The sequence below is a fragment of the Pseudomonas uvaldensis genome (assembly GCF_021271205.1).
GTDB lineage: Bacteria > Pseudomonadota > Gammaproteobacteria > Pseudomonadales > Pseudomonadaceae > Aquipseudomonas > Aquipseudomonas uvaldensis.
In genome coordinates this window covers 1-1,502 of the sequence record NZ_JAIWKS010000033.1, presented here as the reverse complement: position 1 = coordinate 1,502, position 1,502 = coordinate 1, and the positions used below count along the sequence as shown (strand labels likewise).

1 protein-coding gene is annotated in these 1,502 nt (G+C 60.8%); it reads right to left on the bottom strand.

The features are described 5' to 3' along the window. Positions 1-1,502, bottom strand: a 1,502-nt coding sequence (locus LCU97_RS26445) for an immunoglobulin-like domain-containing protein (protein WP_332875352.1), incomplete at both ends; no start/stop codon positions are given.

Below are 1,502 nucleotides of genomic sequence, written 5' to 3'. Positions count from 1 at the left end.
TGCTCGGTACCAGATTCTCGAAATTACCGCCGGTTGCGCCGGTGATCGTAGTGCTGACAGTGCTGCCGTTGTTGTAGACGTCGTTCGCTGGGGTATCGACGGCCACCGAGCCAGTGGTTTGACCAGCCGCGATGGTGATGACCGCGCCGTTGCTCAAGGTGACGGTCACTGGTGTTTGCGCTGGATTGGTCAGCGTCGCGGTGTAGGTGATCTGGCCACCTTCGGTGATGGTTTCGCTGGCGCTCAGCGTCAGGCCGGTAGTGTCCGCCGAATCAGTGATTGTGGTGACCGCAGGCGTGGTGCTCGGCACCAGATTTTCGAAGTTGCCGCCGGTCGCACCGGTAATGGTGGTGCTGACGGTGCTGCCGTTGTTGTAAACGTCGTTGGCTGGTGTGTCGACAGCCACCGAGCCAGTGGTTTGACCCGCAGCGATGGTGATGACCGCGCCGTTGCTCAAGGTCACGGTCACCGGCGTTTGCGCCGGGTTGGTCAGCGTCGCGGTGTAAGTAATCTGGCCGCCTTCGGTCACTTCGGTAGAAGCAGACAGGGTCAGGCCAGTGGTGTCCGACGAATCGGTGATCGTGGTCACCGCAGGTGTAGTGCTCGGTACCAGATTCTCGAAATTACCGCCGGTTGCGCCGGTGATGGTGGTGCTGACAGTGCTGCCGTTGTTGTAGACGTCGTTCGCTGGTGTATCGACGGCCACAGTGCCGGTAGTTTGGCCGGCAGCGATAGTGATGATCGCGCCGTTGCTCAAGGTGACGGTGACTGGCGTCTGCGCTGGGTTGGTCAGCGTGGCGGTGTAAGTGATCTGGCCGCCTTCGGTAATGGTTTCGCTGGCGCTGAGCGTCAGGCCGGTAGTGTCCGACGAATCGGTGATCGTGGTGACCGCAGGCGTGGTGCTCGGCACCAGGTTTTCGAAGTTACCGCCGGTTGCACCGGTGATAGTGGTGCTGACAGTACTGCCGTTGTTGTAAACGTCGTTGGCTGGGGTGTCGACAGCCACCGAGCCAGTGGTTTGACCAGCCGCGATGGTGATGACCGAGCCATTGCTCAAGGTCACGGTGACCGGTATCTGCGCTGGATTGGTCAGCGTGGCGGTATAAGTAATCTGACCGCCTTCGGTCACTTCAGTGGAAGCCGACAAGGTCAAGCCAGTGGTATCAGCCGAATCGGTGATCGTGGTGACCGCAGGTGTAGTGCTCGGTACCAGGTTTTCGAAGTTACCGCCGGTTGCACCGGTGATAGTGGTGCTGACGGTGCTGCCGTTGTTGTAGACGTCATTGGCCGGGGTATCGACGGCCACAGTGCCGGTAGTTTGGCCAGCCGCAATGGTGATGACCGCGCCGTTGCTCAGGGTGACGGTGACCGGTGTCTGCGCTGGGTTGGTCAGCGTGGCGGTGTAGGTGATCTGACCGCCTTCTGTCACTTCGGTAGACGCCGACAAGGTCAGGCCAGTGGTGTCCGCCGAGTCGGTGATCGTGGTCACCGCAGGCGTGGTG